The organism is Gordonia aichiensis NBRC 108223 (assembly GCF_000332975.1).
GTDB lineage: Bacteria > Actinomycetota > Actinomycetes > Mycobacteriales > Mycobacteriaceae > Gordonia > Gordonia aichiensis.
Window position 1 is genome coordinate 40,779 of record NZ_BANR01000015.1, and the last position, 26,135, is coordinate 66,913.

General features: G+C 63.3%; 21 protein-coding genes, 1 tRNA gene and 1 pseudogene. 15 read left to right on the forward strand and 8 right to left on the reverse strand.

The features are described from left to right. Positions 1-11: 11 nt before the first annotated feature. The gene (locus tag GOACH_RS14290) at positions 12-3,536 is read left to right on the forward strand and encodes an ATP-dependent DNA helicase (RefSeq protein WP_245551900.1); all 3,525 of its coding nucleotides are present in this window, start codon (positions 12-14) and stop codon (positions 3,534-3,536) included. A gap of 139 nt (positions 3,537-3,675) precedes the next feature. After that, positions 3,676-4,793: pseudogene (locus tag GOACH_RS23375) on the forward strand (IS3 family transposase). Between the two features lie 36 nt (positions 4,794-4,829). Here GOACH_RS23375 and GOACH_RS23120 read toward each other — a convergent pair. After that, on the reverse strand, positions 4,830-5,711 hold the full coding sequence (locus GOACH_RS23120) for a hypothetical protein (protein ID WP_005175879.1): 882 nt from the start codon (positions 5,709-5,711) through the stop codon (positions 4,830-4,832). Positions 5,712-6,236: 525 nt separating this feature from the next. Here GOACH_RS23120 and GOACH_RS23125 point away from each other — a divergent pair. Continuing rightward, entirely contained in the window at positions 6,237-6,923 is a 687-nt protein-coding gene (locus GOACH_RS23125; protein WP_005175882.1) for a restriction endonuclease, read from the forward strand. Between the two features lie 153 nt (positions 6,924-7,076). On the opposite strand, the gene GOACH_RS14310 is transcribed toward GOACH_RS23125, so the two are convergent. Further along, a tRNA-Leu gene (locus GOACH_RS14310) sits at positions 7,077-7,162 on the reverse strand. A 271-nt stretch (positions 7,163-7,433) separates the two neighbouring features. Here GOACH_RS14310 and GOACH_RS14315 point away from each other — a divergent pair. The 7 genes from GOACH_RS14315 to pknB all read left to right on the forward strand — a co-directional run bounded on the left by GOACH_RS14315 (position 7,434) and on the right by pknB (position 17,180). Further along, positions 7,434-8,687, forward strand: a complete 1,254-nt coding sequence (locus GOACH_RS14315) for an FHA domain-containing protein (RefSeq protein WP_005175885.1) — start codon at positions 7,434-7,436, stop codon at positions 8,685-8,687. Positions 8,688-8,892: 205 nt separating this feature from the next. Further along, entirely contained in the window at positions 8,893-9,357 is a 465-nt protein-coding gene (locus GOACH_RS14320; protein ID WP_005175888.1) for an FHA domain-containing protein FhaB/FipA, read from the forward strand. Next, positions 9,354-10,856, forward strand: coding sequence for a PP2C family protein-serine/threonine phosphatase (locus tag GOACH_RS14325; protein WP_005175890.1), 1,503 nt, complete (start codon positions 9,354-9,356; stop codon positions 10,854-10,856). The genes GOACH_RS14320 and GOACH_RS14325 overlap by 4 nt, the downstream gene beginning before the upstream one ends. Continuing rightward, positions 10,857-12,296, forward strand: coding sequence for an FtsW/RodA/SpoVE family cell cycle protein (locus GOACH_RS14330; protein WP_005175894.1), 1,440 nt, complete (start codon positions 10,857-10,859; stop codon positions 12,294-12,296). It begins immediately after the preceding gene. After that, positions 12,293-13,795, forward strand: coding sequence for a peptidoglycan D,D-transpeptidase FtsI family protein (locus tag GOACH_RS14335; RefSeq protein ID WP_005175897.1), 1,503 nt, complete (start codon positions 12,293-12,295; stop codon positions 13,793-13,795). The genes GOACH_RS14330 and GOACH_RS14335 overlap by 4 nt, the downstream gene beginning before the upstream one ends. Beyond that, positions 13,792-15,234, forward strand: coding sequence for a protein kinase domain-containing protein (locus tag GOACH_RS14340; RefSeq protein WP_005175900.1), 1,443 nt, complete (start codon positions 13,792-13,794; stop codon positions 15,232-15,234). The genes GOACH_RS14335 and GOACH_RS14340 overlap by 4 nt, the downstream gene beginning before the upstream one ends. Then, positions 15,231-17,180, forward strand: a complete 1,950-nt coding sequence (gene pknB, locus GOACH_RS14345) for a Stk1 family PASTA domain-containing Ser/Thr kinase (protein WP_005175905.1) — start codon at positions 15,231-15,233, stop codon at positions 17,178-17,180. Before GOACH_RS14340 ends, pknB begins: the two co-directional genes overlap by 4 nt. Positions 17,181-17,224: 44 nt before the next feature. Here the strand turns inward: pknB and GOACH_RS14350 are convergent, their stop codons facing one another. Beyond that, complete coding sequence (locus GOACH_RS14350; protein ID WP_005175906.1) at positions 17,225-17,992, reverse strand: aminodeoxychorismate/anthranilate synthase component II; 768 nt, start codon at positions 17,990-17,992, stop codon at positions 17,225-17,227. A gap of 92 nt (positions 17,993-18,084) precedes the next feature. On the opposite strand from GOACH_RS14350, the gene crgA reads away from it, so the two are divergent. Further along, on the forward strand, positions 18,085-18,375 hold the full coding sequence (crgA, locus tag GOACH_RS14355) for a cell division protein CrgA (protein ID WP_005175908.1): 291 nt from the start codon (positions 18,085-18,087) through the stop codon (positions 18,373-18,375). A gap of 76 nt (positions 18,376-18,451) precedes the next feature. Beyond that, positions 18,452-18,958: a PH domain-containing protein gene (locus tag GOACH_RS14360; RefSeq protein ID WP_040518757.1), complete on the forward strand. Its 507-nt coding sequence runs from the start codon at positions 18,452-18,454 to the stop codon at positions 18,956-18,958. Between the two features lie 113 nt (positions 18,959-19,071). Here GOACH_RS14360 and GOACH_RS14365 read toward each other — a convergent pair whose 3' ends face one another. After that, positions 19,072-19,854: a rhomboid family intramembrane serine protease gene (locus tag GOACH_RS14365; RefSeq protein WP_245551901.1), complete on the reverse strand. Its 783-nt coding sequence runs from the start codon at positions 19,852-19,854 to the stop codon at positions 19,072-19,074. A gap of 122 nt (positions 19,855-19,976) precedes the next feature. After that, complete coding sequence (locus tag GOACH_RS14370; RefSeq protein ID WP_005175915.1) at positions 19,977-20,507, reverse strand: peptidylprolyl isomerase; 531 nt, start codon at positions 20,505-20,507, stop codon at positions 19,977-19,979. 68 nt (positions 20,508-20,575) lie between these two features. On the opposite strand from GOACH_RS14370, the gene GOACH_RS14375 reads away from it, so the two are divergent. The 3 genes from GOACH_RS14375 to GOACH_RS14395 all read left to right on the forward strand — a co-directional run bounded on the left by GOACH_RS14375 (position 20,576) and on the right by GOACH_RS14395 (position 22,804). Next, positions 20,576-20,752 (forward strand): hypothetical protein, encoded by a 177-nt coding sequence (locus GOACH_RS14375; RefSeq protein ID WP_245551902.1) that lies wholly within the window; start codon positions 20,576-20,578, stop codon positions 20,750-20,752. Between the two features lie 741 nt (positions 20,753-21,493). Next, entirely contained in the window at positions 21,494-21,856 is a 363-nt protein-coding gene (locus GOACH_RS14390; protein ID WP_245551903.1) for a DUF4190 domain-containing protein, read from the forward strand. Between the two features lie 168 nt (positions 21,857-22,024). Further along, positions 22,025-22,804: a cutinase family protein gene (locus tag GOACH_RS14395; protein ID WP_005175925.1), complete on the forward strand. Its 780-nt coding sequence runs from the start codon at positions 22,025-22,027 to the stop codon at positions 22,802-22,804. On the opposite strand, the gene GOACH_RS14400 is transcribed toward GOACH_RS14395, so the two are convergent. The 3 genes from GOACH_RS14400 to GOACH_RS14410 all read right to left on the reverse strand — a co-directional run bounded on the left by GOACH_RS14400 (position 22,801) and on the right by GOACH_RS14410 (position 26,123). Further along, the gene (locus tag GOACH_RS14400) at positions 22,801-23,226 is read right to left on the reverse strand and encodes a DUF1622 domain-containing protein (protein ID WP_005175927.1); all 426 of its coding nucleotides are present in this window, start codon (positions 23,224-23,226) and stop codon (positions 22,801-22,803) included. The two genes, GOACH_RS14395 and GOACH_RS14400, sit on opposite strands and share 4 nt — an antisense overlap. Before the next feature lie 385 nt (positions 23,227-23,611). After that, positions 23,612-24,454, reverse strand: coding sequence for a PIN-like domain-containing protein (locus GOACH_RS14405; RefSeq protein WP_157227724.1), 843 nt, complete (start codon positions 24,452-24,454; stop codon positions 23,612-23,614). Between the two features lie 67 nt (positions 24,455-24,521). Further along, positions 24,522-26,123, reverse strand: a complete 1,602-nt coding sequence (locus GOACH_RS14410; protein ID WP_005175936.1) for a DUF262 domain-containing protein — start codon at positions 26,121-26,123, stop codon at positions 24,522-24,524. Positions 26,124-26,135 lie beyond the last annotated feature (12 nt).

Sequence of the window (26,135 nt, forward strand, 5' to 3'; positions counted from 1 at the left end):
TGAAGGGCACCTTGCTCGACACGCCGGTATCGGTGCCCGGTTATTCCTTCGAAGCCGTTCCATTTCGGTGGCTGAGCCGGCAATCTCTCGCTCAGGAGATCGGGCACGATCGTGTACCGAGCTTCAACCCGGAGGCCGAAGAGGTCGTCGACCAAGCGTTGGGCTGGCCGCCGGCATGGGTGATGGACGGCGATAACCAGCGTGCGGTCGTTGATGCCTTCTTCGAGCCCGTCGCCACCGGAGACTCGCTGGTGTTCACCTATCTCAAGCATTCTCCGCTCCAAGATCAACGCACCGGTCGCCTCCTCGTGGGCGCGGCCCGGATTACGGCCGTAAGCCCACCACGCATGTGGCGTAGCGACGGCAGTCCGCCGTTCACATCGTCCATGTGGGAGACGATTGTCGAGCATTCGCTTCGACCGGAGATGTCCGACGGGATTCTGCTCCCCTACCAAGACCTGATTCCGTTGGTCGACGACGGCGTCAACATCGAGTCCGCGCTCGCGTGGGCACCGGAAGAGCGTCTCACCGAATTCTCCTACGTCACCGAGCACCTGTCCGACGATGCCGCCATCGAGGCTCTGTCGTCTCTCCGTGCCGCGACACAAGGGATGCGTGGACTCGGAATCGAGCTCCCCGAAGCGGGTCTGCATTGGCTCGATGATCAAATCGGGCGCCTTTGGCAGATGCGCGGTCCCACGCCGGGCCTCCCTGGCGTCCTATCGATCCTCGGAGTGCAGCAGCCCCATGTCGCCGCGCGCGCCGTCCTCGATGAAGCGGGAAACCGAGTCGACACCTGGGCTGTTCTTGAGGAAATCCTGCTTGAACCCGAATCAGCCAGTGCGACCGTCCGCCAGCACATCAAATCGACGCATGCACGAGTCTGGCAGAAACTGCCGCGCGAGCACCAAGAGGCGCTGCAGTTGCTCGCAGCGTTCGACATCTCGATCGATCAAGCAGAGATGCTGCTCAGAGGCCACACCGATACCGAACTGTCGGTCGCAGAACTGCTCGACAATCCCTACTTCGCAGCCATCTGCACCTACGGCCAACCGGACCGCGTTCCATTCGCGACCATCGACCGCGCGCTGTTCCCACCCACGCACGTCACTTGGACGCCGTCGCTCCCCGACCGTGTCTCGATCGACGATCACCTCGACCGGCGACGCATCGAAGCCCTTCTCACCGACGTTCTCGAACGTGCCGGCACCGGCGGAGACACCTTGCTCGCCGTCGGAGAGGCACTCGAACTAGCTAACGCGGCAGAACTATCGCAGCCTCCCAAACTGACCACGACCATTCTCCCAGGACTCGACCTAGATCCCGACGGCATCACCAACTTGGAAGACCAAGACATCTGGTCACCGCTGACCACAGCGAGACTGAGCGACGACACCCCTGCCTTCAAACTCGTGCGGTTCGAAGCTACTGCCGACATCATCCGCGAGCAGATCAGCGAGCAGCGCGGACGCGCCTCGCTGGGACAGATCCCAGATGCGCGCGCTGTGCTCGATCGCGCTCTGGACCTCAACTCGGCAGTCGCCGACGCGATCGATGGGCTCGAAGACCGGGCACGAACTGAGAAAGCGGCGGGACTATCGGTGCTGCACGACTCGCCGCTGTCGGTCCTCATCGGCCCTGCCGGAACAGGCAAGACGACCCTCCTGCGCGCTCTGGTCGAGTACCTCGACTTGCCACCTGGCGATGTCCTATTGCTTGCGCCCACCGGGAAAGCCAAAGTCCAGCTCGAGTCTAAAGTCGGTTTGCCCGCGAAAACTCTTGCCTCGCATTTGCTCCCAACTGGCAGGTACGACCCCGACACAGGCCGCTACATCGTGCAGACTGAGCAACAGCCACGCCACAACTACGGCCTGGTGGTTATCGATGAATCGTCCATGCTGACCGAGGATATGCTCGCCGCCACCCTCGACTCACTCGGGAACGTCAACCGAATCATATTGGTGGGCGACCCACGTCAGCTCCCACCGATCGGTGCTGGACGACCCTTCGTTGACCTTGTCACGAGTGTCCGGCCGGAAGCATTCGCGTCGTGGGTACACGTCGCACCGGGATACGTCGAACTCCAGGTCCCGCGACGGCAACTTCCCGACGGAAGCCATGGCGATCGCCACGACCTCGAACTCGCCGCATGGTTCGGCGGCAACACCCAAGGCGCCGGCGACGAGTCGATCTGGGCCGAACTCGCCGAGCAGCCAGATCTGCCCACTGTGCGCTACGTCCAATGGGGCGACCGCAGCCCGATTAAGGCCCTCACCGACGAACTTGAGCACAACCTGGACCTCACCGGTGATCCGGATCCCGAACGCGCGTTTGCCCTTACCTATGGTGCCGTCATCAACGGCCAATATCTGAACTGGGACCCCGGAGCGGGCGAGCGCTGCGAAGACTGGCAAATACTGTCGCCCACCCGTTCTCGCGCATTCGGCTCAGTCGAACTTAACCGTCACATCAAGCGAATGTACCGGGCTAAAGACGTGGAGTTCGCTCACGGATACTTCAAGAGCAACATCGCTAAACCCATCGGACCAGAACTCATCGTCCGCGGCGACAAGGTCATGCAAACGATCAACCGAAACCTCAAAGCCTGGCCAAAAGAAGGAGCGTTGAACTACGTCGCCAACGGCGAGATCGGGGTCGGCATCGGTCGCATCGTTCCGAACCACAAGGTCCGAAAGAACAAGCTTTCCCTCAAAGTCGAATTCTCGTCACAGCCTGGCTATAGCTACACCTACTGGCCGACCAACAGCGACGATCCGATGCTCGAACTCGCTTGGGCTGTAACTGTTCACAAGTCCCAGGGCTCCGAGTTTGGAACCACGTTCCTCATGCTTCCAGCACGAGCCAACATCTCACGAGAGTTACTCTACACGGCTCTCACGCGCCAGAAGGAGCGCGTGGTCATTATCCACGACGGAAACTTAAACGACCTTCGGCAACTCACACATCCAGCTCGCTCCGAGACAGCACGACGGCTTACCGATCTATTCTCTGCACCAGACCCGGTGCAACTCGAAATCCGAGGCGAGAAACAACGGTTCGATCGCAAGCTCATCCATGTTTCAGCAAACGGTGTGCCTATGGCGTCCAAGAACGAGGTCATCATCGCTGGCCTCCTCGACAGACTCGTACCAGGACGCTGGCTGTACGAGGAACCCCTCACCGGCGGCGATGGCCGCGTCGTGCACCCTGACTTCACCATCTCCCTCGGGGACGGCCAGATCGTCTACTGGGAACATGCCGGTATGCTCGACATGCCCGACTACGCTCGGAAGTGGGAACTGAAGAAGTCCTGGTACGCCGATAACGGCATCCTGTCCCATGACCAGGGCGGAGGGCCGAATGGCACGCTCATCTGGACCGATGATCTCAAAGGAGCTGATGCCGCAGCGTGGCTCGATTTTGCTGCCGCCGCCTTTGGCATTCAACCCGCCTCAGAGCCCGCAACAGGGGGGAGTAGGACGGGAAGTCGCCGCGCTGCGAAGAAGGCCACTCGGAAACGTTTGCCTCGCGAGTGAACCGCAACTCATTCCGTCTGAGCGCGCCGAGTAGACCCAGGTCGAGGCTCGGCGATTGAGGAGCCCTGCTGCGTCGTCCGGTCGTTGTGGGACTGTGTTGCTCGAGGATTCGAGCAGGAAGAATCGACAACGCTATGGCGTGGAACAAGCGCGTCGGCACACGTCGGAGCAGATCATTTGTAATTTCGCCAAACACAAAAAGCTCCGGGCTGTTGTCAGGAACGCGACGAGGTGTGCTGGCACCTCGAAGTCGCGGAATCCACGCGGCGTCGTTGGCTGTCCCGATATGGAGGCATGAATACAGACGATGCGAAACGCCTCCAGGAACTCGAAGACGAAAACGCCCACCTGAAGAAGCTTGTCACCAACCAGGCCCTCGACATCGACCCGCTCAAAGACTTGTCGGCAGGAAACCTTCTAACCCCGAACCGCAATCGCCGCGCCGTGACGGTGCTGCGCGAGCGGTTCGGGTTTCTTAGCGTCCGGCGTGTTCAGTGGTCGGCCTGCACCGCTCGACCATGCGGCTGACGACGAGGACACCCGACTACGGGCCTGGCTTCGCACGTTTTCCACCGATCGACCCCGATGGGGGTGGAGGCGGGCGGCGAATATGACTCGCAAATCCGGCTGGTCGGTCAACGACAAACGTATCCGACGGTTGTGGCGTGAGGAATGATTGCGGGTTCCCCAGCGCCGCAGGAAGAAGCGGTTGACCGACATCGGGGTCACTGTAGGAGCGATGGTGCCGATCCGACCGAACCTGATCTGGGCGACGGATTTCGAATTCGACACGCTCGCCGCCGGACGAACAATCAAGCTGCTCAGCATTATTGACGAATACGCGCGTGAATGTCTGGCCATCGAGATAGATCATTCCATCGACGCCGATCAGGTGGTCGCACTCTTGGACCGCCTCGCTCTCACGCTGGGAACACCAGTCTACGTGCGGTTGGACAACGGCCCCGAGTTCGTCGCTTATGCCGTCCGTGACTGGTGCCGATTTACCGGCACCAGAGCCTTGTTCATCGATCTCGGCTCGCCTCGGCAGAACGGCTGGATCGAATCATACAACGCACGTCTGCGCGATGAACTACTCAACTCGTGGCGTTTCGACTCCCCTACTCGAGGCCAGCTTGATCACGAGGATTGGAGAACCGGATTACAACACCACCCGGCCCCACAGCGCCCACGGCGACCTCAGCCCGCGGAGTTCGCTCTACAGTGGAGCTCTCTACCCACCACCCCCAAGCCGCATAGCGACTGGACCACCAATCGGGCCCCTCATTTGGTCCCCTACTGCGGTCCAGCGAAGCCACCGCAATGCCGCATTTCTCCTTCACTGACGACAAAGATGTCGACCCATCCCGCTTCGCGAACCCCAACCCAGCCACCAAATGCTTGCCTGGATACCGATCGATAGGCGCGAAACCGCGCATCCTCGAGGTTGTCGAACACGAACTCGGCGGGTGTAGTCCCGGCGGGCGGAAGTGGTACGGGGTCAGACGGGCTCTGCGCGAGCGACGCCACAGTGGGGCCGGCGAAGCCAGACTGATGCAGAATCGAACCGCTAGACTCTTGGCGCGCAACGACTTTGATCCAACCCGCTGGCAGACTTCCGCTGCGCTTGGAGTCTGATTGTGCTGTAGCAAGGCGAGCTAGTTCGAAGCTAACATCCGGGAGCGACTCAAACCGGAACTCCACTCGCGAGACTCCGTCCTTGGAGTCATCGACTACCAGGGGCGGGAGGTCAACTACATCAGACATCTCGAATGAATCAATGGTGCCCTCCCGTCGATTCCCTTCAGACCTAGGAATGGTCACTCCGTGCCGGTGCAACGTCAGCAGCAGCTCCTCGCCGATCGTCACCACAGAGGCGTAAATGGGCGTTGGCATCGGCTCGGACGAATTCCGTCCACCGAAGCCACGCACCCACCCGGCGCTATTGTCATGGACAAGAGCGTGGGTTGCCGCGTTGAACCTGTCGATGTGGGCCCCGCCGTCCTTATTGGCCAAAGCCAGGACCAGGCTCTTGCGCGAGAACTCGGCACCGTTCGAATCGAGAAGAACGGAGCGAGTCCACCATTCCTCAAAGGCCACGTATCGCGAACGCTCCGACTGCTCAATTTGATCGATTGTTCGAGGGAAGAACGCAATACCGTCACCGCCGAGGCCCATGCTGGTGAGACCGGACTTCGTCCAACAATCATTGGGTCCCTATCGATGATGGGCGCACTGTCAGCCCACTGAAGGCCCGCTTTCAAGCCCAGCTGATCCAGAAGGCTGTGACTCACGCCTGTGTCGTGGACCAACACTCTCACCGCTACCGCGATTCGCTTCGATTCCGACGTCCGACCCCGATCAAATGCTGCTGCGGAGTCCGAGATGAATTGCAGCTGCTCAGCAAGATCGCTGTGAAGATCGCGGGCGCGAGGGTGCACAGTTGCCCTAGTGTAACGATCTCACGCCGACGACGGTCTTGGCGTCGCGCCAGCCGGATCGAGGTTTGCGTGATCTGGCACTGCGCACCGATCGACGCCAGCCGACGCTTCACCTCTCGATGATGACGAGACGCTACAGCGGCGGACGACCCTCACTCTTCCACGCGTGGCATCGGCGCTTCATGACTGCGCGCAGGGTAGTTCTTAAGGCCGTGCAGCCGTCGCGTTAGCCGATGTCAGGCCGGGGTGCCAAGCTTCTGACGTGATAGAAGAGATCGCACCAGCAGCGCAGGAATTCCGGCCCCTTGTTCCCGAACACCGGCAGGCCGAACACGTTGCTGCCAGCATCATGCAGCAGCTCCGCGTCAAAGGCGCTCACGCGACTCCAGGATCGCGCGACGGCGGCATCGACGTCGAGGCAAGGCGGGCGGTTGCCCGAGTCAAATCGACCAGTGCTCAGGCCTGCCGCGCGGATCTCCAAAGGCTTTGCGGGGCAGACCGCGGAGCGAAAGGGCGCAACCGGCGGTTGGTCTTCTTCGCAAAGACTGGCTACTCACCCGAAGCAATCAGATACGCCGACGAGGCCAAGATCTTCCTGTTTACGTTCACCCTCAAGGGCAAGGTCGAAGCGAGGAACGAACGTGCCCGACGGCTCCTCAAGGGTGACACCAGGAAATTCAGGGTGCGCGACTTCAGCAAACACACGGAAGGCCGCACCCAAACAGTCAAGAAAACGCCTGTTCCTGCGGTAGATATGGCGATATTTGCAGCCGTTGTGCTGGTATTGGCTGCGATGCTGGTCGGTGGTGCGTATCTGCTCGTTCAAGGCGTAGGCGGCCTGAGCGATCCGACCTTGTCAGCATTGCTCACGTCGGCCTGCGGCCTAGTTCTTGTCCTCGTCGCGGGGTTTCCGGGTTGGGCGATCTGGCGACTCGGCACAGAGAGTTGACGAAGCCGACGCTGTAGATCAATTGGGAACTTCAAGTAGCAGATCCCTGATCCGTAGCTGTCCACTATCGCCAGCCAACTCAGCGACAAAACAAGAGGTCAGGCCGCATTTCCGCAACCTGACCTGATGTACCAAAATGAGCTGAACCGCTCGTGGTGGGCGAAGGGGGACTTGAACCCCCACGTCCCGAAGGACACTGGCACCTGAAGCCAGCGCGTCTGCCATTCCGCCACTCGCCCGTGGCCGCCGATTGCTCGGCGGGCATGCCGTCGAACTGGGATGCTCGACGACTGGAGAACGATAGCAACAATGCGGCGTGGATGTAAAACTCGGCGCAGCAGGGCGTCGGCGGCCTCGGGAGGCGACCCGTCCGCGCTCAGTACTGAAGGCGCAGGCGTAGTTGATGCTGTGGCAGTTGATCTGAGACGGTGTTAGCCGTAAGTATCGGTATCATCAATCAAGGTCACATGCACGACGACACGCCACCACTGCTGCGAAGGGAGGTCGACGGTGGGAATCCTGCAACGCTTCGAGCGCAAATTAGAAGGAGCTGTCGACGACGGCTTTGCGCGTGTATTCGGTGGTCAGGTTGCTCCACAGGAGATCGAGAACGGTCTGCAGCGCGAGGCCGAGGAGTCACTGGAGTCACTCGGTGACGGAACGATTCTGGCCGCGAACAGCTATTCCCTGCTGTTCAGCCCGACAGATCATGACCACGTCGCCGCCGAGTACGAGTTGAATCGCAAGACGTTCTCCAAGCATCTGGAAAACTTCATCGCCGACAACGGATGGCAGACGTATGGAAAGGTCGTCGTAGAGTTCGATCAGTCGCCGTCATTGCACACCGGTATCTTCCGTGCCCGTGGTCGGGTCGATCCGGACGCGCAGCCGCGTCCGGTCGGGTCGCCCGGAGCGCGTGGCGATGCTCCCGAACCGCCGCGGTCCGCGCGTGGTCGTCCACAGGCACCGCAAGCCCGGCCGACATCCGGTCCGCCCCCACAACCACACGCACCACAACAAGTAGGAGTCCCAGCCATGACGCAGAATCCCGGTTACGACCAGCGGCGAGGCGCAGAACCCGCTTACGACGACGCCCGGGGCTACGGCCAGGGTCAGCAGGATTACGGCCAGGAGTACGCCCAGCAGGGCTACGACTACCAGCAGGGCGGCTACAGCCAGGGCTACGAGCAGGCTCCCGGTTACGGCCAGCAGGGTGGCTACTACCCGGCGCAGGGTCAGCAGCCCGGCTACGGATACGACCAGGGCTACGAGCAGCAGGGGTACGCACAGCAGCCCGGCTATGACCAGGGCTATGCACAGCAGCCCGGCTACGGTCAGCAGGACTACGACTACGCGCAGGGTTATCCCCAGCAGGGATACGACCAGGGTTACGCACAGCAGGGGTACGACCAGGGCTATGCACAGCAGCCCGGTTACGGATACGACCAGGGCTACGGACACCCCGGCGGCTACGCGCCCGCAGCCATCACGCTGCTCCTCGAGGACGGCAGCAACCGCACCTTCCAGCTGCGCGAGGGCTCCAATGTGATCGGTCGCGGACAGGACGCGCAGTTCCGCCTCCCCGACACCGGCGTCTCGCGTCGGCACGTCGAGATCCGCTGGGACGGCAGCACCGCGATGCTCACCGATCTGAACTCCACCAACGGCACCACCGTCAACGACGTCCAGGTCAACAGCTGGGAACTCGCCGACGGCGACCGCATCCGCATCGGCCACTCGGACATCACCGTCCGCTTCCAGTAAGACCGGCTACACCTGCCAGTTCGCCGGATCGACGCCCGTGGCATCGTCTGAAGACGCCGGGCGTCGATACACAACTGTCACTTTCGAATGACGGTGATGAGCGGTCTGGCCCATAAGATGCAGTCGGGATCCGTTGTCGCGAGCCACGCGTCGGGCATGCGGACGTACGTTCACAGACGAGATGGCATGGGGAGGTGAGGACTAGATGCAGGGCTTGGTTCTGCAGTTGACCCGTATCGGGTTTCTGGTCCTCCTCTGGTTGTTCGTCTACGCGGTTATCCGCACCCTGCGCGCCGATATCGCCACGGCGTCGGGTTCACGGCTCTCGCGCTACACCGGCGCCGACCGGCGTCGTCGAAAATCGGCGACCGCCCGGGGATCGGCACGGTATCTGGTCGTCACGCACGGGGCGCTGGCAAACACGCGCATCACGCTGGGCCAGCAGCCGGTCCTCATCGGCCGCGCCGACGACTCGACGCTGGTCCTCACCGACGACTACGCCTCCGAGCGCCATGCACGGCTCTCGCGCCGCGGCGACGACTGGTACGTCGAAGATCTCGGGTCAACCAACGGCACGTATCTCGACCGGTCGAAGGTCACCACAGCCGTCCGCGTCCCGTTGAACACACCGATCCGCATCGGTAAGACCGTGATCGAGTTGCGCCCGTGACACTGGTGTTGCGCTATATCGCGCGGAGCGATCGTGGGTTGGTCCGTGCGAACAACGAGGACTCCTTCTACGCCGGTCCCCGACTTCTCGCACTCGCCGACGGCATGGGTGGCCATGCGGCGGGCGAGGTGGCCAGCCAGCTGGTGATCCAGGCGCTGCGCACCCTCGACGACGACGAGCCGGACGGTGATCTGCTCGCCGCGCTCGACCGCGCCACGCACCGCGGCAACGCGGCGATAGCCGAACAGGTCGAACGCTCCCCCGACCTCGACGGCATGGGGACCACCCTCACCGCGATCCTCTTCGCAGGCAGCCGAATCGGACTCGCACACATCGGCGACTCGCGCGGCTATCTGTTCCGCGACGGCGAGTTGACCCAGATCACGCGCGACGACACCTTCGTCCAAACGCTCGTCGACGAGGGCCGCATCACCGCCGAGCAGGCACACACGCATCCGCAGCGCTCGCTGATCATGCGCGCACTGACCGGCACCGAGGTGGAGCCGACACTCACAATCCGTGAGGCGCGCGCCGGCGACCGTTACCTGCTGTGCAGCGACGGACTCTCGGACGTGGTGAGCGAGGAGACGATCGCCGAGACCCTCGGCTCCATCGACGACGAGAAGCAGTGCGCCGACCGCCTCATCGAACTCGCGCTCCGCGGTGGCGGCCCCGACAACGTCAGCGTCGTACTCGCCGACGTCGTCGACACGCAGTACGGCGAGTCACGCCCCATCGTCGGCGGTGCGGCCGGCGACGACTCAGAGCAGAACTACACGCCCGACCCCGCTACCGCGGCCGGTAGGGCTGCCGCGCTGCGACCACCAGCTGCAGCACCACAACGTCCGACGATCCTGACCGACGAAGACGAGCCGGGTCAGCATCGAAGCCGTTGGGGGCGTTGGATTTTCGCGGGCATCGCAGCATTGGTGATCGCTGCATTGATTGCGGGCTTCTTTCTCACGCGCGGACTGTTGCGCAGCACGTACTACGTCGGCGAGAACAACGGCAAAGTGATGATCTTCCAGGGCTCCCCCGACAAGATCTTGTTCTTCTCCTCGAGCAAGGCCGCCGAGAAGGTCTGTGTCACCAACGCCGCGACCGACGCCCCGACGGTCGGCTTCCAGTCGGTCGAGAGCAAGGACGAGTGCAGGCCACTCGCACTGTCCGACCTCGACTCGGCCAGCGTCAACACGGTACGCACCTTCGGAGTGAGCAAGGTCGACCTCGACGACGCTCGAAACAGGGTGCGTCGACTCACGTTCCTCCCCCTCTGCCATGCCGCGCCGACCACCACCGAGCCCGCGCCTGCCCCCGGGTCTCCGACACCGGGCACACCACCGCCCGCCGGCCCGGCCCCCAACACCGCACTGCCCGCGAGGTTCACGCTGCCCCCAGTTGCCGATCCCTCGAGCCCCGCGTCGTCGACGCCGTCCGCACCCTCCGGCTCGACGCCTGCCGCCCCTCAGTTCGACGACGGACCGTGTCGGGAACCATAGATGTCACAGCCGTCGAATCCGCAAGCCCAGCACGCGCCGCCGCGCGAACCGGCCCGCCAGACCGGCCGCACCGTCGAGATGATCCTCTTGATCTTCGCGATCGGTGTGGTGACGGTCGCGCTGGTCATCGTGCAGGCAGCCCAGAGCCAGTCACTGACCGGGGATCTACTCAAGTACGTCGTCGCCTACACCGCGCTGTTCGCGATCGCACACCTCGTCGTGCGGCGCTACGCACCCCACGCCGACCCCGTTTTGTTGCCGATTGTGGCTGCGCTCAACGGGATCGGGCTGGTGTTGATCCATCGACTCGACCTCGGATCGGGACCGCGCGGTGAAGAGATCAGCCCGACGGAGCAGACCAACAACGCCGACCAGCAGCTGCTCTGGGCGCTGCTGGGGATCATCGTCTTCGCGGTCATCCTGATCTTCATCCGTGATCACCGCACGCTCTCGCGGTACGCGTACACACTCGGCCTCGGTGGCGTGATCTTCCTGGCGATCCCGGCGATCCTGCCCGCGTCGATGTCGGAGATCAACGGCTCGAAGAACTGGATCCGCACGCCGATCTTCAACATCCAGCCGGGTGAGTTCTCCAAGATCCTCATCATTATCTTCACCGCCGCGCTGCTGGTCTCCAAGCGCGATCTGTTCACGACGGCGGGCAAGCACTTCCTGGGCATGGATCTACCTCGTGCCCGCGATCTCGGACCACTGCTCATCGCGTGGATCGTGACCATCGGCATCTTCGCTCTCGAGAATGATCTCGGCGGGCCGCTGCTGATCTTCTCGACGATTCTCGCAATGCTCTACGTGGCCACCGGCCGAGCGGGCTGGGTCGCCATCGGTGTCACGCTCTTCGCCGCAGGAGCGGTACTGGCGTACCAATTGTTCCCGCATCTGCAGGTTCGCGTCCAGGTGTGGCAGGACCCTTTCGCGACCTTCGACACCACCGGTTACCAAGTGGGACAGAGTCTCTTCGGTCTCGCCACCGGTGGGTTGTTCGGCACGGGGCTCGGCTCGGGCCGCCCCAACATCGTGCCGTTCGCCAACACCGACTTCATCATCGCGACGATTGGTGAGGAGCTCGGCCTCGTCGGGCTGACGGCCGTGATGATGCTCTACCTGATCTTCGTGATGCGCGGGCTGCGTACCGGCGTCGCGGTCCGCGACAGCTTCGGCAAACTGCTCGCGACCGGCCTCTCGTTCACCATGGCCGTCCAGATTTTCGTGGTGGTCGGCGGCGTCACCAAGCTCATCCCGCTGACAGGCCTGACCACTCCGTTCATCTCGTACGGCGGGTCGTCGTTGCTGGCGAACTACATCCTGCTCGCCCTGCTGATCCGCGTCTCCAACGCGGCGCGCGAGCCCGATCCGACGAAGCGTCGACCGACGCCGAAGCCCATCGAGTCGTTGCCGACACAGGCGGTGCGACAGGCATGAACACACCGATCCGCCGGGTGTCGATGGTGGTCATCGCAATGATCGTCGTCCTGCTCGCCAACTCCACCTACGTCCAGGTCTTCAAGGCCGACGCACTCAAATCCGATCCGCGCAACAACCGGGTGCTCCTCGACGAGTACTCGCGTCAGCGTGGTGCGATCACCGCCGGCGGCGAGGTGATCGCGGTGTCGGTGCCCACCGACAGCAGGCTCAAGTTCTTGCGCAGCTATCCGCCCGAGGGTGCCGAGGCCTTCGCGCCCGTGACCGGCTACTTCTCGTACCAGTACGGCAGCACCGACGTCGAGCGCTACGAGAACTCGTTTCTCTCCGGCAGCGACGACCGGCTCTTCGGGCAGCGCTTCACCGACATGTTCTCCGGGCGCGATCCGCGTGGCGGCAACGTGGTGACGACCATCAATCCGCGCCTGCAGCGCGTTGCCTATAACCAGATGCGCAACGGCTGCAACGGTGGTTGCCGTGGCGCCGTCGTGGCGATCGCACCGAACACCGGCAAGATCCTCGCGATGGTCTCGACGCCGAGCTATGACCCGAACAAGCTGGCCAGTCACGACCAGTCGGTGCGTGAGACGGCCTGGGCGTCGTGGAACGACCCGAACGGTGCGGAGCCGATGCTCAATCGCGCGATCGACCAGCTCTACCCGCCCGGCTCGACCTTCAAGGTCGTGACCTCGGCGTCGGCGTTGCGCGCCGGGGTGTCGCCGGACGTACGGCTGACGGCGGCGTCGCAGTTCCCGCTGCCCGACACCACCATCTCGCTACCCAACTATGGCGGCGAGACCTGCCCGGGATCCTCAGGCGGCACCGTCTCGATGGTCACGGCGTTGAAGTACTCGTGCAACACCGCTTTCGCCGATCTCGTGACGAACAAGATGCCCGACGCGACGTCGAACTTCAAAGACACCGCCCGACGCTTCGGCCTCGACGAAGCAGGCCCCGAGATCCCGATGCCCGTCGCCAAGTCGACCGTCGGGGCGATCCCCGACCGGCCGGCGCTCGCGCAGTCGTCGATCGGCCAGCGTGACGTGCGCCTGACCCCGTTGGAGAACGCGATGATCGCGGCGACCGTCGCCAACGGTGGGGTGCGGATGCAGCCCTACCTGGTGGATAAACTGCAATCAGCAGATCTGCGCACGCTGAGCACAACTCAGCCGACGACGATCAACGAACCGATCACCTCCGACCAGGCGGCCACGCTCACCAGCATGATGGTCGAGTCGGAACGGGCAACCGCTGGAGCGGGCGGCCCGGTGTCGATCGCGTCGAAGACCGGCACCGCCGAACACTCCGACACGAGCGCAGGTGGCGACTCGGAGACCCCGTACTCCTGGTACATCGCGTTCGGACCGTCGTCGAATCCACAGATCGCCGTCGCCGTGATCGTCGAGAACGGCGACTACGGTGTGAACTCGGTCGGCGGAACCGTTGCGGCACCGATAGGACGAGCAGTGATCAACTCACTGGTGGGAGGTGGACGATGAGCCTGCAGAACGGCACGGTCATCGCCGACCGGTATCGCCTGATCAGGCTCATCGCGACCGGTGGTATGGGACAGGTGTGGGAGGCCATCGACACGCGGCTCAACCGTCGTGTCGCCGTCAAGGTACTCAAGGCCGAATACTCTGACGACCCGGAGTTCACCGCCAGGTTCCGCACCGAGGCGCAGACCACGGCCAAGCTGAACAACCCGGGCATCGCGAACGTCTTCGACTACGGCGAGACACCCGACCGTGCTGGCGGCGGGCCACTGGCCTACCTGGTGATGGAGCTCGTCGACGGCGAACCCCTGAACTCGGTCATCTCGCGGCTGGGACGCCTGTCGCTGACCAACACACTCGACATGCTCGAGCAGACCGGCCGCGCACTGCAGGCCGCGCACAGCGCGGGCCTCGTGCACCGCGACGTGAAGCCCGGCAACATCCTCATCACCCCCGCGGGTCAGGTGAAGATCACCGACTTCGGTATCGCCAAGGCGGTCGACGCCGCGCCGGTGACCCAGACGGGCATGGTGATGGGCACCGCACAGTACATCTCGCCCGAGCAGGCGACCGGTGATGAGGCGACCGCGGCGTCGGATGTCTATTCGCTCGGTGTCGTGGGCTACGAGGCGCTGACCGGGCGTCGGCCATTCCTCGGTGACGGTGCGATCACTGTCGCGATGAAGCACATTCGGGAGACCCCGCCGCCGCTGCCCGCCAATCTGCCCGCGTCGGTGCGCGAGCTGATCGACATCACGCTGTCGAAGGATCCCAAGCAGCGATACGCAAACGGTGGCGAGTTCGCTGACGCCGTTGCCGCAGTGCGTGCCGGACGTCGACCTCCCGCGCCCGGAGGGCTCGGCCCGGCAGGCGCTGCGGGAGCCGCTGCCGCGGGAGCCGTCGGAGGTGCCGCACTTGCGCGCGGAACCGGCGCGACTCGCGCGATGACAGGTGGCGTTCCACCCACCGGCACCGCTCGCACCAACAGCGTCGCGCAGGGAACGGGACGCACCCCGACCTCCTACACGCAGACCCCCACGTCCTACACCCAGTCGACGCCTCCTCCGTCGAACAACAACGGATGGACCACCGGCCAGAAGGTTCTGGCGGGCGTCGCGGGAGTACTGCTCCTCGGCGCGATCGGGCTCATCGGCTTCTGGCTCGCCAACCTCGATTCGGGATCGGCGGAGACGCCGACGCCGTCAACGACGGTCACGCAGACCACCACCGCGGTGCCGACGACCACTGAGCAACAGACGACCGAGACGACGACGCGTGAACGCACCACGACGACGCGCCGCCCGACGACCACCGAAGAACAGACGACCGAGGAACAGACGACGCAACCGGAGCCGGAGGAACCGACCACGACGGCCGGCGACTCCGGTGCACCCACCGTGACCGGACGATTCTGTCCGCCCTTCTGTCTGCCGAGCCAATGACCGCGACGCCGCATCATCTCTCCGACCGCTACGAACTGGGCGAGACGCTCGGTTTCGGTGGCATGTCGGAGGTCCACTTCGCTCGTGATCTGCTGCTCAACAGGGACGTCGCGATCAAGGTCTTACGTGCCGACCTCGCGCGCGACCCGTCGTTCTATCTGCGCTTCCGACGCGAGGCGCAGAATGCGGCGAAGCTCAACCACCCGACGATCGTGCAGGTCTTCGACACCGGCGAGGCCGAGACTCCCGACGGACCGCTGCCGTTCATCGTGATGGAGTACGTCGAGGGCGAGACACTGCGCGACGTGTTGCGGGCCAACGGTCCGGTCTCTCCGCGCCAGGCCATGACGTGGATGGCCGACGTCGCGGCCGCGATGGACTTCAGCCACCGCAACGGCATCGTCCACCGCGACATGAAACCCGCCAACGTCATGATCGACAAGGCCGGCGCGGTCAAGGTGATGGATTTCGGCATCGCCCGTGCCATCAGCGACTCGACGTCGACGATGACCCAGACGTCGACCGTGATGGGCACCGCTCAGTACCTCTCGCCCGAGCAGGCTCGCGGCATCAAGGTCGATCCGCGTAGCGACATCTATTCGATGGGCTGCGTGCTGTTCGAGCTGATGACCGGTGAGCCGCCGTTCACCGGCGACTCCCCCGTTGCCGTCGCGCACCAACACGTCCACGAAGATCCGCCTTGGCCGTCGTCGATCCGTGCGGAGATTCCCCGCGAACTCGACTCCGTTGTGCTCAAGGCGATGAGCAAGAACAAGGAGAACCGGTATCAGTCGGCCGCCGACCTGCGCGCCGATCTGATCCGCGTCCTCGCGGGCGGTAGGCCATCTGCGCCGCTGCTGCTCACCGACGAGGACCGCACGGAGTTTCTCGACACCGGTCCGCGCCGCGCCGCACGCGGGTCCGATGGCGGCGGTACCGGGGGCACCGGCGACGATGGCTCCGGCGGATCCGACGGCAGCGATCCCCGACGCGCCTCCGACAACACCCCGGTTCGACGCCGCTCGCGTGGACTGATCCTGGGATCGGTCGCCGTCGTCGTGCTACTGCTCGCCGGGCTGCTGCTGTGGTGGGCGCCCTGGGCGTCGGAGAGCGCGCGACAGATCGCGGTGCCGTCGGTGAGCGGACTGTCGTCGCAGGACGCCGAGAACAACCTGCTGCGCGCGGGGTTCAAGGTCAAACAGCTTCAGGAGCCGAGCCTCGACGTGAAGGCGGGTACCGCTACCCGGTCGGCGCCGGGAGCGAACGTGCTGGCACCGGACGGCTCCGAGGTCACGCTGTATGTCTCTTCGGGTCCGCCGCGACATCAGGTACCCCCGATGCAGGGCAAGACGCCCGAAGAAGCCACCGAGGCGCTCAAGGTGCTCGGGTTCACCAACATCCGCACCGACGAGGTCGATTCGACGGCTGCTCTCGATGGGAAGGTCGTGAGCACGACACCGGCGTCGGGCACCGACGCCGCGGTCAACGGTCCGGTTGTGCTGCACGTCGGTTCGGGGCCACGCCAGGTCACCGTGCGCGACGTCGTCGGTATGCGTGAGGACCAGGCTCGCACACTGCTCGATCAGTCGAATCTGAAGATGGTCGTCGTGCAGGGTGATTCGGATCGACCCGTCGGCGAGATCATCAGTTCGTCGCCTCCCGCCGGGACGTCGGTCGACGAGGATTCCACCGTTCAGGTGACGGTCTCACGGGGCAATCAGTTCACGATGCCCGACCTACGCGGACAGACTCCCGAGCAGGCACGGGCAACGCTGCAGTCGCGCGGGTGGTCGGATTCGACGCTCACGCAGTCGACGAAGGGCGTACCGCTCGGCAGCCCGGACATCGGCAAGATCGTCGACCAGCAGCCCGCTGCCGGCTCACGGGCCAGCCGCGACGACGCCGTGTCGGTGACCGTCGGACAGCTGAGCCTGCTGCCGAACTAGCCCCGGGGCAGCCACGCGCCGGTTGTCGTGGCCCAACCGCGCATTCAGCCGAGCGCGGCGGCCATCTCGTTCTCGAGTTCGTCGACCAGACCGGCGTCGACGCTGATGCCCGCGACAGCCAGCCAGTTGGCCAGCATGCGGTGCCCGCCCTGGGTCAGCACGCTCTCGGGATGGAACTGCACACCGTGGATGGGCAGCTCGCGGTGACGCATCGCCATGACGATGCCGGTGTCGGTGCGGCCGGTCACGACGAGCTCGTCGGGAATGGTCTCGGGAAGCACGGTCAGCGAGTGATACCGGGTCGCGGTGAACGGATCCGGGAGCCCGGCCAACACACCGTCGTCGTCGTGGATGACCTGAGATGTCTTGCCGTGCAACAGTTCTGGTGCGCGGTCGACTGTCGCGCCGAACGCCGCACCGATCGCCTGGTGGCCAAGACACACGCCGAGCAGCGGGATCTCGTCCGACGCGGCGAGCCGCACGAGCGGGATCGTCGCACCTGCGCGCTGCGGGGTACCGGGGCCGGGACTGAGCAGCACGGCGTCGAATCCCTCGACGGCACGTCGCAGGGACTCCGGCGTGAACTGGCCCGCATCGTCGGAGAGGACCGGATCGTCGTTGCGCCAGACGGTGACGTCGAGACCGGCTGACCGGCTCCCAGCGGAGCCGCCTAACTGGCCCGCGGCGGAGCCGCCTAATTGACCCGCGGCGGAGCCGCCCAGTTGACCCAAGTACTGGACGAGGTTGTAGACGAAGCTGTCGTAGTTGTCGATGACGAGGACGCGGCCCGCGGATGTCTGCGGCTGATTCACAGACGACAGATTACCCGTGGAGACACTGACGGCCCCAGAGACCAGGTGAGATACCGTAGAAGGCGAGTGATCTGCACCCAACAGAGGAAGTCATGCCGAAGTCAAAAGTCCGGAAGAAGACCGACTACACGATCAACCCGGCGTCGCGCACGCCGGTGAAGGTCAAGACCGGGCCCTCCAGCAGCATCTACGTGGGCGTCATGCTCGGGCTGATGCTCCTCGGCCTCGCCTGGCTGATCGTCTACTACCTCGCCGCGAGTTCGACGACGTACGGCGGCGAAGGCCAGGTTCTCCACTGGATGGCCAACCTCGGATCGTGGAACTTCCTCATCGGTTTCGCCCTGATGGTCGCAGGTCTGCTGATGACGATGAGATGGCGCTGACCAGCGTAAACCGGTTTCTACGAGCTTCCACAGCCGTTAATCACATGTGTGTAATTCATCCCCATGAGTAACTGCTGTGGATAACCGAGCCGACTTGTCCACAGGTGAATGGTCGACGCCGCGCCCAGCCGCCGCTGCGCTGCTGGTCGGCGGCCTTCTTCTTGTGGTCCTGGGTGTGATCGCGGCGTCGGATCCTGCGGGAATGGTGCTGATGTGCCTCGCAGGTGCACTGCTGCTGGCGTTCGGGGCGTACGCGTTGATGATCCGCCCACGCCTGGCCGTCGGCCCAGGGCCCGCTCTGACGATCCGCACGTTGGGCGGATCGTATACGTACCCGCACGACCGGATCGACCGGATTCGCGTACTCAAAATCCGTCGCATCGGGCGACGCAGCGGCCAGCTCGAGATCGACGTCATTCCCGACGACGCTCCCCCGCGCACCCCGAACGATCCGGCGCTGCGTGTGGACACCAAGCTCCACGTCTTCGGCAGATGGGATCTAGGCACCGATCCGAGAGCCGTCGCCGACGCGCTGCAAGCCGCAGGCTTCGAGGTCGACGACGGACTCGAAGGGACACGCTGAGGGTTATCGGTCCCCGGCGGGACGTCGAATTACATGTGTGTCATTCATCCCCACTGTGAATAACCCCTGTGGACAACTTGTCCACAGGGGTTATCGACGTTCAGGAAAAGGGCTCAGACCAGGCCCGACGCCGAGCTTCCGGCAACCACGCCGAGGCCGATCGCGATGACGAGAAGCACCACGAGGGCGACCCACCCGACGCGTGAGGCGTTCTGTTGGGTGCGCGACCCACGGTGCAGCACAACACCAGGTAGGTAGATGATCGCCGCGGTTGCGGCGGCACCGAAGACCAGCCCTCCGACGTGGGCTGCCAGCGAGATCCCGGGCATGGTCACCGAGAACACCAGGTTGATGACGATGATCGTGATGACCCCGGTCGGTGAGACCCTGGCCTTGAGAACCACCACCAGCACCGCGCCCATCAACCCGTAGATGGCACCGGATGCACCCGCGCTGCGGACGTTGCCCGCTTCGAACAGCATCACCGCCGCGCTCCCGCCGAACAGGGCGACGAAGTAGACCATCAGGTATCTGCCCAGGCCGAGTGCGGCTTCGAGATCGCGGCCCAGGATGTAGAGCGAGATCATGTTGAGCGCGATGTGGGCGACGGTGAAGTGGAGAAAACCCGCCGTGAGGAGACGCCAGTACTCGCCGTTCGCGACGTCGGCTCGGACCAGGTCGCCGTGTTGGAAGAGCGGGGCGAGTCCGGCGTCGAATGATTTCGCCTGGATCACGCACAGCGCGAAGATGACCACGTTCACGGCGATCAGCGCATAGGTGCCGATCGGTGTTCTCCTGGCGACCACGGGCGAGGACATCGTCTGCGCGCCGACATTCGCCGACGACGCTCGCTGCGTACCGTCGCCGCGACGACAGTCGACGCAGTGCTGTCCCACCGCTGCAGGTTGCAGGCACTCCGGACACGCCGACCGCCCGCACCTGCTGCAGGACAGCAAGGTCGGGCGGTCGGGGTGCCGGTAACAGACCTGAGTGGTGTGCGGCGGTTGCTGCGGTGCGCTCAGTTGATCTCGATCTTCTCGATGACGACCGGCTCGAGTGGACGGTCGGCGCGGTCGGTCGACGTCGTCGCGATCGCGTCGACGACCTGCTGTGATGCGGGATCTGTCACCTCGCCGAAGATCGTGTGGCGACGGTTGAGGTGGGGCGTCGGGCCGACGGTGATGAAGAACTGCGATCCGTTGGTACCCGGGCCTGCGTTGGCCATTGCGAGAAGATACGGGCGGTCGAAGGAGAGCTCCGGGTGGAACTCGTCCTCGAACCGGTAGCCCGGACCACCACGGCCGGTGCCCGTGGGGTCGCCGCCCTGGATCATGAAGCCCTCGATGACGCGGTGGAACACCGAGCCGTCGAAGAACGGTCCGGAGTTGCCCCCGGAGGCGTTGGGCTCGGAGTACTCCTTGCTGCCATCGGCGAGGCCGGTGAAGTTGGCAACGGTCTTGGGCGCGTGATTTCCGAACAGGTCGACAACGATGTCACCGCGGTTGGTGTGGATGGTCGCGGTCTGCGTTTCAATACTCACGCCCTCCATACAACCACCTCAGCAGCGGTAGGTGTCAGAAGTGGCATCCGCCCACGGCGAACTGGCACGCTGTGCACATGCAGAAGAAGCAGGTGCTTGCCGTCGCGGGGGGACTCGCGCTGCTCTCGACCCTCACAGCGGTCATCGTCGTCGTGCTGCGCCGCAGCCGACAGGAGCCGCCACCGATCTCGGCCACCGTCCCTCGGATCGACGAGTTGCCACCGAGTGTCAGTGCTGGTCCCGACGCTCACTAGGTGCGCGTGGCGGTCGGGTTGTCGGCGGTCCGTGCGGTCCGGACACAGCGGTGCAGGTAATTTGGACCCGTGAACTCCGACGACACCCGAGCCGACGACGCCGACAGCGAGTCAGGCGTGACCCGAGGATCGGGGTGGTCTGCTCCCGCGTCGAGTGATGATGCACAGGCCACCGACAGGCCTGCGCCACCGAGTAGCGGCCGGACTCCGCGCCTGACGTCCGACGTGGCGCCGTCGACGTCCGCTCCGTGGGAACGCGCGAACGGGCCGGGTGCACCGCGCCCGACCCCGCCGCCTAGCTCGTCTCGGCCACCCACCGGAAGCGGACCGGCGCCACAGGCCAATCGACCCGCCCCGCCCACCACCGGCCCGCGGCCGGGATGGCAGGTCGGTCCCCCGTCGCAACGCCAGCCACCACGCGGCACCCAACCCGCGCCCGGCTCCCGGCCCGGGGCAGGCCAACCGACAGGGAGGCCACCAGTTCAGGGCCCGGGTGGACAACCACCCCGACGGCCTGGAGCCCCGGTACCACCCCCGGGGCGCCGACCACCGCTGGGCACACCGGGCGGTCCTCCGCCTGCGCGGCCGGGCGATCGCTCCGGCCCGCCCGGCAGGCCCGCATCCCCGCCTCCCACCGAGAAGCTCTCCAGCACAAGCGATCACGCGAAACCCGGTGAGCGTGTGTTCGTGCCGCCGCGGCGAAGCGAATCCCCTCCCGCGCCACCGCGCGATGGTCGACCGGTGGCCACGGAGGGTAGTTCGTCGGTGCAGGCATACTCGGCTGTGAAAGAGCCGTCGAACCGGCAGGGAATCGGTTCCCGTGTCGAAGACCAGGAGGAGCCCGTGGCCCCGCCTCGGACCGCAACACAGGCGTCATCGTCGTCGAAAACAATGAACCGCACAGCGATCTGGGCGTTTGTGTTGTCGCTTCTGGGCATCACGTCGCCGGTCGGCATCTATCTCGGTTACCGCGCTCGTGACGAGATCGTCTCCCGACGCCAGTACGGGGCCCCGTTTGCGATGGTGGCAATCCGGCTCGGCTGGACGTGGGTGGCAGTCGCGGTAGTCGCGATCCTCGTATATCTGTTCATCTTCGTGTTCTGAGTGTTCGTGTTCTGAGTGCTGCTGCGCACCGGACTGCACTGTCGAATCAGCTTCTTGCGAGGGTCGGTGCCATCCGGAACGGCGCGTCGGGCGAATACCGTGCGTACTGTCGTCCACGGTCGGCTCTGATCGATGCCCTGCCGACGCCCGACTCCGCGAAGGATCTCCATGCCGAAGCTCGCCTTTCCGCGTCCACGCTCGCACCGCGAGCGCCGCCGACCTGTCTTCTCTGCGACCAGGACTGCCCGCCGGCTGGCGATTCTGACAGGGTCGCTCGCCGTCGCGGTCGGCGGTGTTCTCGCCGCTGTCCCACACGCCTCGGCGGCGTCCTGCCCCGACGTCGAGGTGGTGTTCGCGCGAGGCACCTCGGAGACAGCACCACCCGTCGGATTGACCGGACTGTCGTTTGCGCAGGCGCTGAGGTCACAGCTGCCCGGGAAATCGGTCTCGGTGTACGGCGTCAACTATCCGGCGAGCAACAACTTCAACAACCGGGTGGCATTCGTCCGCAACGTCGTCGACGGCATCACCACCGCGCAGGACCACATCAAGGCCACCGCGTCGCGCTGCCCGAAGACAGGCATCGTGCTGGGCGGTTATTCGCAGGGCGGCGCCGTTGCCGCCTATGCGGCGAACAGCGGTATCGCCGTTCCGGCGCGCTATGCCGAATACGCCTCCCAGGCTCCCAAGGCGATGCCTGCCGACGTCGAACCCCACGTCAAGGCTGTAGTGCTGTTCGCGCCGCCGTCAGATCGCTGGATTCGTGACATCGGCGCACCCGAGATGAACGTCGGACCTCGTTATCGCCCCAAGACCGTCACGTACTGCATCGCAGGCGACGTGGTGTGCGACGGCGCGCCCGTCGGTCAGCCGAACGCGCTGCACGTCCTGTACGGGGTCAACGGCATGAACGTCCAAGCCGCCCAGTACGCGGCAGCACGCCTCTAGTCCGTAGTGGCACGCGACGCGGCCTGTGCAGCGGCGTCGCGTGCCACCTCACGGCCTGCGATCGCGGCCCCGCTGGTGAGCAGTGCGCGCTTCCACGGGACGACACCCTCGATCTCGATCTGAATCGACATCGACAGCACCGTGCGGATGAGCACGATGATTCCGAGGATCGCCGCATCCTCGATGGAGGGCTTCGAGGTGATGGTCCGGATCAGATCTGCGGCCACGAGCACCTCGAGACCGAGCAAAATCGCCGCACCCAGGGTGTTGCGCAGCGTCGAGTACGCAATCTGACCACCCTCGCCTCGGCGCAGCGCCCTCGCGGCGAGCACCAGCGACATGATGAACCCGAGGACCATCGTCAACGCGCCGATCGCCTCGAACGCCACGGCCACGCCGGTGAAGACATCCTCGGATTTCATGGGACGAGAGTACGTCGGGACGGCCTGGCTGGGCTGGTTTGAGAATGGAACCGGTCGGCCACGGCACATACAGGCCGCATCTCGGCACACCCGGGAGTTCAGTGATGTGATTTGGGCATGTTTGGATATGACCTCTGCCAGCAGCCGAGCGTGGTCTTGCTGGGCACTGGCACAGCACTTCCGCCCGCTTGGCACACTGCTCGACGGCGAGACCGTTGCCCGGCTCGTCCGGCATGGCGAGTCGGTCACCGTCGACTTCAGGCGTGTACAACACGTGGCGACCAGAGTCGGTTTGGCTTCCGTGAGGAGGACGTTGATGACCCGCAAGGTCGTGGCACGACGCGCTGTGGAGAAACTGTATGACTGAGGCGGCGCTGGTCAAGTATCAAGGCGATCCTATATCCAGCTCACTAATCACTTTTAGTACTTTACGCAGCTCGTGCGGCTCCAGCTTGCTGAGCCTGAACCCCGTCGCGGAAAGACACTCCGCAGCAAGATACGGATGCGCAAAATCGCTCATGTTCCAATCACTCTTCCTATCCCCCGAGACGAAGATAGCGAGCCGCTTTGCATCATCGGTCGATGCGACTTCCTGCGACTGTAGAAGACCAAGGAGAAACTCCGTCCAACAGTAAAAATCTCCGAGAGCTTGGCTTCCCTTCGACTTGACATCTGCCCAACCGGGTGGGGTCTTTGTTGCCAACCTGATATTGGCAACATCGGAGAACAGCTGCCGATCACAAAAGGGAACCTCGACTCCAGCGTCGATCAGTGATGCAAGGACCTCGAGTGTTCGGTTAATATTATCTCTAGTACTACCCGGGTTGTATCGCTCCTTGAAATCAGAAACACTTGCCGCGAGAGAGTGTAAATCCTCGGCCGCGATAATTCCCCTGCGATTCAGCTCAAGCAGCGGCCCGTCCAAATCCTTCGAAAATGCCGACAGCCTACTAGTCAGCTGTTCGAGTTGAGTCTTTGAAAAGGCCTCGTGATTGTTGTAGTATTCGACATACGATTGTCCCGGAATAATCACCTTGACTTGATCGCCAATCTGGGTCACTACCTCATCTAGTTCTAGCCTCTCTTCGCGGTATCTCTTTAGACTATTCGTGTCAAATCCAACTATAATGCGCAACTTCGCTAGTTCGACTGTCTGTATTTCCTCCACCGTAGCTGCGAGATCCCCTAAAGCGTCCGGCCGCCTCTGAACCTCGCGAATATCTTGCATAGACGGACCTGCCGCCAAGCGAGCTAACAAACGCTGCTGAAGGAGCGCGTCATTTTCGCTGACCATGTCATTCAAACCAGATTTCTCCGGCTCGCTGCGCGATCTGTGAACCTTTTGCACGTGCGATCTCAGCATCCCAGACTTGGAGTTCCTCGGACGATACAGCCTCTCCCTCCACGATGACAGGTCCGAACTTTTCCGCAACGAGGTAAGGAGAAGTCGTCCCATACGGTCGGGATTCAGTCTCCAACAGAATCGAATTTCCAACAGTCCTCCCGATGCTGTCGAAATCCTCGTCAGAGAATCCGGGCCAGTCGCTGAGACGGTTTTGCCGGATGTAGTGAAGGTAGCCCTCAATTTCTGGCAGTACACTTGACTGAATGACGGAGAATCTAATTACGCACAAGATGGCGCGATTAAGCCTTCTATTGGCGACCTTTTCCTCGAAGTCATCTTGGTCGGGCCTGAGGGGCTCAAGTTCTGACAGAGCCGCTTGCCAATCTTGAGTTCGATATATTAGTGATGCTGCTGCTGCAAATCGTGCTTCGATTGCACCCGTGCCGAAAGTGCCGACAACAATACGCGGCACTATTAGGCCGACGAGCTTCGCCATGACTAAATTAGCTTCCCTCAGACCTGCTGCAGCCATGAATATCGGGCGCACTGTGGAAAGTCCCAACAGGTCGATGACCGTCGCAGTCTTTGCAAAGTCGCTTGGAAGATCGTCTGAAGTACCGGCCGGTTCTACCAATGACATGTACAGATCTAGGTTGCTTTCAAGGAAACTCAGTAGCTCAGTGACCTCATCGTCTTGATACTTCTTGGTCACCAGCTGGTACAGATCTCTAGGAATGACGTAGCCGTGGCGGAGCGTTAGCGCGTGTCTGATGAATTGCGTAAACTGACCCACTGCGTCCGCACGCTCAAACCTATCCTCCAGTTTTGCCCAGCGCGCATAGACTTGATCACGTGCCTTCGAACTCGAAACAGAACCTATAATGTAGGCCTTTATCATCTCCGATGGAGTGAGGCTCTTGCCTCGCGCATTTACCACCTCGTAGACCTTGTAAGCGGAACCCACGTCTTGATTAACAAAGACTGACAGGAATATCTTCTCCGTAAGGAAAGACGCCCACTCTCCTAATCTACGTGGAGACGCTTGTTGAACGTCAGCGCGGAGCTTAGCTACTAGGAACATCTGGGCTTCCCAGACTGTACCGTCTAGATTCAGGCTCTCGGGCTCATCCGAGTCGATAAGCCTTCTGAAGACTTCACTGTCCCTGTCAGCGCTAAGCTGTAGCCGGGGGACGTAGGTGTCGTTCTCATAGTCAGGACCATACAGAACACCATCCCGCATACTGCGCGCGATCAGCGTCTTTCCCGCATCTAATGCAAGAATTCTAATAGCATTGGCTAGTAGGCTGAGAGATATTGTCCTTTGTTGCCCGTCCACGATGGATAGAACCGCATCTTCCGTGTTCTCGGTCACTATCATAATCCCCATGAAGTAAGATTCACTCTTACTGTTCGTCGCCAAGTCATTCCAGAAGTCGTCCAGTTCGTGATCAACGCGCCAACTATAGTTGCGCTGAAAGCGTGGGATCTCAAAGCGACTACTTGCCATTAGCGCTTTCAAATTCGCAGTGTGAGTGGCGAACGCGGTTGGCATTCAGATGTCTCC

Coding starts and splice junctions, on each gene's coding strand:
- GOACH_RS23120 (WP_005175879.1), bottom strand. CDS start 5,711: ATGGGCCTCGGCGGTGACGGTATTGCGTTCTTCCCTCGAACAATCGAT.
- GOACH_RS14320 (WP_005175888.1), top strand. CDS start 8,893: ATGCAGGGCTTGGTTCTGCAGTTGACCCGTATCGGGTTTCTGGTCCTC.
- GOACH_RS14330 (WP_005175894.1), top strand. CDS start 10,857: ATGTCACAGCCGTCGAATCCGCAAGCCCAGCACGCGCCGCCGCGCGAA.
- GOACH_RS14335 (WP_005175897.1), top strand. CDS start 12,293: ATGAACACACCGATCCGCCGGGTGTCGATGGTGGTCATCGCAATGATC.
- GOACH_RS14340 (WP_005175900.1), top strand. CDS start 13,792: ATGAGCCTGCAGAACGGCACGGTCATCGCCGACCGGTATCGCCTGATC.
- pknB (WP_005175905.1), top strand. CDS start 15,231: ATGACCGCGACGCCGCATCATCTCTCCGACCGCTACGAACTGGGCGAG.
- crgA (WP_005175908.1), top strand. CDS start 18,085: ATGCCGAAGTCAAAAGTCCGGAAGAAGACCGACTACACGATCAACCCG.
- GOACH_RS14370 (WP_005175915.1), bottom strand. CDS start 20,507: ATGGAGGGCGTGAGTATTGAAACGCAGACCGCGACCATCCACACCAAC.
- GOACH_RS14375 (WP_245551902.1), top strand. CDS start 20,576: ATGCAGAAGAAGCAGGTGCTTGCCGTCGCGGGGGGACTCGCGCTGCTC.
- GOACH_RS14395 (WP_005175925.1), top strand. CDS start 22,025: ATGCCGAAGCTCGCCTTTCCGCGTCCACGCTCGCACCGCGAGCGCCGC.
- GOACH_RS14400 (WP_005175927.1), bottom strand. CDS start 23,226: ATGAAATCCGAGGATGTCTTCACCGGCGTGGCCGTGGCGTTCGAGGCG.
- GOACH_RS14405 (WP_157227724.1), bottom strand. CDS start 24,454: ATGCAAGATATTCGCGAGGTTCAGAGGCGGCCGGACGCTTTAGGGGAT.
- GOACH_RS14410 (WP_005175936.1), bottom strand. CDS start 26,123: ATGCCAACCGCGTTCGCCACTCACACTGCGAATTTGAAAGCGCTAATG.